The organism is Mesorhizobium sp. M7A.F.Ca.MR.245.00.0.0 (assembly GCF_003997415.1).
Classification (GTDB): domain Bacteria; phylum Pseudomonadota; class Alphaproteobacteria; order Rhizobiales; family Rhizobiaceae; genus Mesorhizobium.
In genome coordinates this window covers 1-7,202 of sequence record NZ_RZTE01000079.1, presented here as the reverse complement: position 1 = coordinate 7,202, position 7,202 = coordinate 1, and the positions used below count along the sequence as shown (strand labels likewise).

The 7,202-nt window shown below is 56.8% G+C and carries 3 protein-coding genes; 2 read left to right on the top strand and 1 reads right to left on the bottom strand.

Features of this window, described 5'->3' with window-relative positions; genetic code table 11:
* Nucleotides 1-111: 111 nt before the first annotated feature.
* Together EOB80_RS33890 and EOB80_RS33885 are read left to right on the top strand one after the other, a co-directional pair.
* Nucleotides 112-504 (top strand): RidA family protein, encoded by a 393-nt coding sequence (locus tag EOB80_RS33890; RefSeq protein WP_127332325.1) that lies wholly within the window; start codon nt 112-114, stop codon nt 502-504.
* Nucleotides 505-852: 348 nt separating this feature from the next.
* The gene (locus tag EOB80_RS33885; protein ID WP_127332323.1) at nt 853-3,429 is read left to right on the top strand and encodes an SIR2 family protein; all 2,577 of its coding nucleotides are present in this window, start codon (nt 853-855) and stop codon (nt 3,427-3,429) included.
* A gap of 102 nt (nt 3,430-3,531) precedes the next feature.
* Here the strand turns inward: EOB80_RS33885 and carB are convergent, their stop codons facing one another.
* Nucleotides 3,532-7,035, bottom strand: a complete 3,504-nt coding sequence (carB, locus tag EOB80_RS33880; RefSeq protein WP_127332321.1) for a carbamoyl-phosphate synthase large subunit — start codon at nt 7,033-7,035, stop codon at nt 3,532-3,534.
* Between the last annotated feature and the right edge of the window lie 167 nt (nt 7,036-7,202).

Here is a 7,202-nt window from a genome sequence, read left to right as displayed (position 1 = left end):
TCTCGGCGCTATCGCGCCGATCCACCTTCTCCCACAAGGGGAGAAGGGAAGAACGGCGCTGGCGTTCCGCCAGTGCGGGGATAAGCTCCCTGCAAACAAGGGAGATTTGCCATGAAGAAAGAAATCATCGAAGTGCCTGTCATGTCGGCCAAGGTGCGGGCGCTTGGCCTGCCGTGCTCGACGGCTGTGAAGGCCAATGGCTTCGTGTTCATCTCGGCGACGCCGCCGGTGGACATGGTGACCGGCGAAATGGTGCGCGGCGACATCGAGGTGCAGACCGAGGCATCGCTGAAGGCGCTGAAACATTGCCTGGAAGCGGCCGGCACCTCGCTGGACAATGTGGTGATGGTGCGGATCTACGCCGTCAATTCCGGCTTCTACAACGCCATCAACCGGGTCTATGCGAAGTATTTTACGACGAACCCGCCGGCGCGGAGTTTTGTGCCGGTGGCGTCCTGGCCGATGGAGTTTGATATCGAGATTGAGTGTGTGGCTGTCGCGTGAGATGCTCCGGCAAGGGTTACCTTCCGCAGATCCTGTCTTGCTGAATCGCACACCTTCGTACGATTTGACAATTTATATTAATGAGATTCTGCTATTTTCTATTGATCTATATTTTTTAAACGACCTGTATTCAGTTCCATAAATTTCTTTTAGAGAAGTATCTAAAGAATCATCTTCATTATTTACAAATTCTTTAAATTCAAATAATTAAATAGTCTACCTTGTATTCTGCTTGCAGCGTTCATGACACGTCAACGGTTCAATGGGGTCGAATCGGAACGTCTGGCAGCAACTGGATCGAACACTGTATCGAGTTAGGTTAGTGATTGTGCCACGAAAAGAGCAGTAGTGAAAAAAATCTGGGGGGGGAATATGCGGTTGGATTTTGGTGACGAAGCATTTCTGATAAAGAGCATTATGCAAGGGGATGCGCTTCTTATTCTCGGTGCTGGTGCATCCGTTTCATCTAAAAATTCCTATGGTCAGCCCGTTAAAACCGGTGGATCATTGGCCAAGCTGCTCGCTGAACGCGCCGCACTTCCGTACGAGTCCGAAACTCTGACGGAAGTAGTATCCGCAGTTCGAGGTCAATACCTGAGTGATGTTCAGATTGGTTCGATTCTTGCTAGGGAATACAAAGGCACATTTCCGTCTGACGAATTAATATCTCTTCTGCAAGTTTGTTGGAAGCGAATATATACATTTAATTATGACGATTCGATAGAAAACATCCAAAAAAAGACTGCCCAAATTCGTCGATACTACAATGGTATGGTTGACTCCGCCGCCGAGTTTGAAGGTCCGCGTTTCCTTCATGTCGTGCACCTGCATGGAGATATCAATAAGCCTGAGTACGGATTTGTCCTATCGGATACCGAATACTCTAGGCACATTATAAGTAATAAGAATTACTGGTATGAGCGAGCTGGGCAGGATTATATTTCGTCGTGTCCAATATTCATTGCTACGTCGATAAATGAGCCGATTCTACTATCGGAAATCGAGAGGGCGAAAAACAACGGTCGGTTCTCTTCTGGACGTGGGTACGTGGTGACTCCAGATAAGCTATCTCCTATTAAAAAAGAAGGTTTGAAGTCAAAGGGGTTGGTGCATATCGAGGGCACGCTCAAGGACTTTGCAGCTTGGGTCAAATCTGCATTTCCAAAGGGGAACGATGCTCGTGAAGTAGTGGCGAAGGCCAATGAATTTGGCGCTACAGCGCTCAACTCAATTACAGCCTCAGACATAGACGTTGCGCACTCCCTTTATCCCATTTCTGTTAGGATGCTCGCCGAGCGCTTGAAGCAGATGCGTCCAGGCGAGGAGGCTCTAATGGGACGGCAATTCCTCCAAGGTTTTCCCCCGAGCTGGGTGCTGGCGGCTTCCAAGGTTCCCGTTCGTCTTGAGGCATTTGAAAGTTTGAAAAAGGAGCTCTTTGAGTCAATCGAACGAGGCGATCGACTTTTTGTTGCAACAGGGCAGGCCGGGAGCGGGAAGACAACCGCCACGATGATGGCGATACTCGACTACGCTAGTGACAATCCGGACGTGCCTATTTATGAGATGAGCAGAGATGTGGTGTCCACCACCAAGGCGTTCTCATTGCTGAATAGATTGCATGAGCGGTGCATAGTTTTTGCCGGTGATCTTTTCGTGTATGGCGACGGATTCTCGGACTCTCTTCTCTCTATAAAATCCGGTGGTATAACGGTTGTTTCCTCGTCTCGCACGGGTGAATGGAACGAGCACCTTTCGCGATATCTGGGGGAATTCGCGCGTCCGGCCTTGTTCCAGCGATTTGTAAGACGGGACTATGATCCGTTGATCGATCGTCTCGTAGAATATGTACCTGCGCCGCGCTTCCGAAAGATGACGCGATTGCAGCAACACGCTGAGCTGGCGAAATCGAAAAGCCAACTACTGATCGCTCTTCGAGAAGCGACAGATTCTGAGAATTTCGATGACATCATTACGAATGAATTTGAAAAACTCCCGGACGCGGACACTAGGCGCCTTTTGCTGATCGTTGGTGTGTCAACGTTAGCCAGAATTGGGGTGAGCGCGGACGTGGCCCGTGAGGCCTACTATAAGTTAAAACCTACGAGGGCATTTGATAAGGCCTTGGAAGCACTTGATGGAATAGTTTCTTATACAGAAAGTAAGCGCTTAATTGCTAGGCACGACCTCTACGTTAGGCATATATTTGACGAAGTTGCTAATTTTGATGACATACGTGATGCAATTAGGGAGCTTCTCAGAACGTATATAAAATATAACATGCCTGTTGTTAAGCATGTTCATAGGCAAGACGCGCAGCTATTTAGATTCATACTAAATCACACGTTTGTTAGCGAAATAACGCAGCGTAACGGACGCCATGAAGATGGGTCTGTGATCTACTCTGATTTTGAAACCGACTTTCAGCTTGATGGGCATTACTGGCTTCAATACGGCCTTTACTTGGCTGCGCAGGGCAATCTAACTGAGGCCATTGCTATGATGCAGCGTTCGATAAGCGCTTATTCCGGTAACCCATACGCAGTTCACGCTCTTGCTGATCTACAGCTGCGATCCGCACGGCAGCGCGCGCAATATGATGCGGTAACGCGCGACCTTATTGATATTGCCGTAAAAACCCTCAGCGTGATGGATTCGCAGCAATCTTTGAAGATTGACCAATATCCTATCGTGACATTGTCGCTTGGACATGTTGGAGCGCTAGTTAAGCACTTGCAGTCTGACTTGGCTAAGAAATTTGCGAAAGAATACTATGAGCGGGTAAAATTTCTTTCGAGGAATGTTTACTCTTCGATGCTTGATCGGGCTGAAGAAAAGCTTTTCCGCTATATTACTTTGGGTGATTGGGGAGATTCGCAAAGCGCAGCGAAATCGAAATCTGGGCGGCAGGCAAAGCATCGCCGCTAGCCTAGCTGACTCCGCAGTTATCGATGCGCCTCGCATGCTGACACAAGTGGAATGATATCTCAGGGTTCGCAACAGGACCGGATAACAAAGGAGCCTTAAACTTCACGCAAAGTACTCCTGCAGCGGCCTAACCTCCAGGCTCCCAGCCTTCAGCGCCGCAATCGCCTCCGCCACGGCCGCCGCACCCGACAGCGTCGTGTAATACGGCACTTTCTGCATCAGCGTCGCGCGCCTCAGCGACTTGGAGTCCGACACCGCCTTCTGGCCATCCGTGGTGTTGAAGACGATCTGCACCTGGCGGTTGCGGATGGCGTCTTCGATGTGGGGGCGGCCTTCCAGCACCTTGTTGATCTTCTGGGCGTCGACGCCGTTTTCGGCGAGGAAGCGGGCGGTGCCTGACGTCGCCAGCACCTTGAAGCCGAGGCCGGCGAGGCGCTTCACCGCCGGCAAGATGCCCTTCTTGTCCTCGTCGCGCACCGAGACGAACAGCGTGCCGGAGCGGGGCAGGTCGACGCCGGCGCCGAGCTGGCTCTTGGCGAAGGCCAGCGCAAAATCGCGGTCGAGGCCCATGACCTCGCCGGTCGAGCGCATTTCCGGGCCGAGCAGGATGTCGACGCCGGGGAAGCGGGCGAAGGGGAACACGGCTTCCTTGACCGCGATGTGGCCGGGATTGCGCGGGTCGGGCATGGCGCCGTAATGGGCGAAGGCGTCTTCCAGTTTTTCGCCGGCCATGATGCGGGCGGCAATTTTCGCAATGGGCCGCCCGATGGTCTTGGCGACGAAGGGCACGGTACGCGAGGCGCGCGGGTTGACCTCCAGCACATAGACCGTGCCGTCCTTGATCGCATACTGCACGTTCATCAACCCGCCGACATTGAGCGCGCGGGCAAGGGCCGATGTCTGGCGCTCCAGCTCGTCGACCAGTTCCGAAGGCAGCGAGTGCACCGGCAGCGAGCAGGCGCTGTCGCCCGAATGGATGCCGGCCTCCTCGATGTGCTCCAATATGCCGGAGACGAAGGTCGACTTGCCGTCGCAGAGGCAGTCGACATCGACCTCGATGGCGCCCGAGAGATAGGTGTCGAACAGCAGCGGGTTCTTGCCCAGCAGCGTGTTGATCTGGCCGGTCTTGTCGTTGGGGTATTTCTGCTTGATGTCCTCCGGCACCAGGCCGGGCACGGTGTCGAGCAGATAGGTCTGCAGCATGCCCTCGTCATGGATGATCTGCATGGCGCGGCCGCCGAGCACATAGGATGGGCGCACCACCAAGGGGAAGCCGAGCTCGCCGGCAACCAGGCGGGCCTGCTCGACCGAATAGGCGATGCCGTTCTTCGGCTGGCTGAGGTTGAGCTTGTGCAGCAGCTTCTGGAAGCGGTCGCGGTCTTCGGCCAGATCGATCATGTCGGGCGAGGTGCCGAGGATGGGGATGCCGGCCTTCTCCAGCGCATCCGCCAGCTTCAGCGGCGTCTGGCCGCCGAACTGCACGATGACGCCGACCAGTTCGCCCGACGCCTGTTCGGCGCGCAGGATCTCCAGTACGTCTTCGGCCGTCAGCGGCTCGAAATAGAGCCGGTCTGACGTGTCGTAGTCGGTCGAGACCGTCTCCGGGTTGCAGTTGATCATGATCGCTTCGTAGCCGGCGTCGCGCAGCGCGAAGGCGGCGTGGCAGCAGCAATAGTCGAACTCGATGCCTTGGCCGATGCGGTTCGGCCCGCCGCCGAGGATGACGACCTTCTTGCGCGACGAGACCTGCGCCTCGTTGGCCAGCGCGCCGGCAAACGGCACTTCATAGGTCGAGTACATGTAGGCGGTCGGCGAGGCGAACTCGGCCGCGCATGTGTCGATGCGCTTATAAACAGGATGAACGTCGAGCTTTTCGCGAATCTTCGCAATCACTTCCACGTCTGTTTTCGTCAATGACGCGAGGCGGGCGTCGGAAAAACCCATGGCCTTCAGCATGCGCAGATTGACGGCATCCTCGGGGATGCCGTGCTCGCGGATGCGGGCTTCCATGGCGACGATGCCGGCGATCTGTTCGAGGAACCACGGGTCGATCTTGCACATGGCGTGGACGTCTTCCAGCGAGGTGCCCATGCGGATCGCCTGCGCCACCATGCGCAGCCGATCGGGCGTCGGCGTGCCGAGCGCGGCGCGGATGGCGTTGCGGTCGTCGGCATGGTTGGCCGTCGCCGCACCATAGCCGAGGCCGGGGATTTCGATCTCGTCCAGACCCGTCAGGCCGGTTTCAAGTCCACGCAGTGCCTTCTGCAGCGATTCCTGGAAGGTGCGGCCGATGGCCATGACTTCGCCGACCGACTTCATGGCGGTGGTCAGCACCGGCTCGGCGCCGGGAAATTTCTCGAAGGCAAAGCGCGGGATCTTGGTGACCACGTAATCGATCGACGGCTCGAAGGAGGCCGGCGTGGCGCCGCCGGTGATGTCGTTCTCCAGCTCGTCCAGCGTGTAGCCGACGGCGAGTTTTGCCGCGATCTTGGCGATCGGGAAACCGGTCGCCTTGGAGGCCAGAGCGGACGAGCGCGAGACGCGCGGGTTCATCTCGATGACCACCAGGCGGCCATCGGCCGGGTTGACGGCGAACTGCACATTGGAGCCGCCGGTCTCGACACCGATCTCGCGCAGCACCGCGATCGAGGCGTTGCGCATCATCTGGTATTCTTTGTCGGTCAGCGTCAGGGCAGGGGCGACGGTGATCGAGTCGCCGGTGTGCACGCCCATCGGGTCGATGTTCTCGATCGAGCAGACGATGATGCAATTGTCCGCTCTGTCGCGAACGACCTCCATCTCGTACTCCTTCCAGCCGAGCACGCTTTCCTCGATCAGCACTTCGGTGGTCGGCGAGGCGTCGAGGCCCGACTGGACGATCTCGTAGAATTCGGCGCGGTTATAGGCGATGCCGCCGCCGGTGCCGCCCATGGTGAAGGACGGGCGAATGATGGCGGGCAGGCCGACATGGTCGAGCGCCTGGGCGGCGATCGCCATGCCATGGCTGATGTAGCGCTGCTTGCGGTCGCCTTCGCCGAGGTTCCAGCGGGTTTCCAGCGCGTCAAGCGCGGCGTCGAGATCGGCAGGCGCCTCGGCCTTGACCGCGGCGCGCTCGGCCTCATGCATCTTGCGGTCGGTGTTCTTGACGTCGGTGGCGTTGGCCAGCATCGACTTCGGCGTTTCCAGGCCGATCTTCTTCATCGCCTCGCGAAACAGCGCGCGGTCCTCGGCCTTGTCGATGGCGGTAGCATCGGCGCCGATCATCTCGACATTGTAGCGCTCGAGCACTCCCATGCGGCGCAGTGACAGGGCGGTGTTGAGCGCGGTCTGGCCGCCCATGGTCGGCAGCAGCGCGTCGGGCCGCTCCTTGGCGATGATCTTTGCGACCACTTCGGGCGTGATCGGCTCGATATAGGTGGCGTCGGCCAGTTCCGGGTCGGTCATGATGGTGGCCGGGTTGGAATTGACCAGGATGACGCGGAAGCCTTCCTCCTTCAGCGCCTTGCAGGCCTGCGTGCCGGAATAGTCGAACTCGCAGGCCTGGCCGATGACGATGGGGCCGGCCCCGATGATCAGGATCGACTTGATGTCAGTGCGTCTTGGCATGTCAAAGGTCCGTTCGGCGGGCGGCTTGCACAAAAAACCGGGACGGGAAGACCCGGCCGGTTGTGCTCGCGATTCTGGTATCAGGCTAGGAGGGCCTTATAGGGAAGAGTTTTGACTGATGTAACCCCGAAAATGCGAGGTAGGGGAGTAGGGGAGTAGGGGAGTAG

Bases quoted from the DNA above. Each gene is read 5' to 3' on its own strand.
- EOB80_RS33890 (WP_127332325.1), top strand. From the start codon at position 112: ATGAAGAAAGAAATCATCGAAGTGCCTGTCATGTCGGCCAAGGTGCGG.
- carB (WP_127332321.1), bottom strand. From the start codon at position 7,035: ATGCCAAGACGCACTGACATCAAGTCGATCCTGATCATCGGGGCCGGC.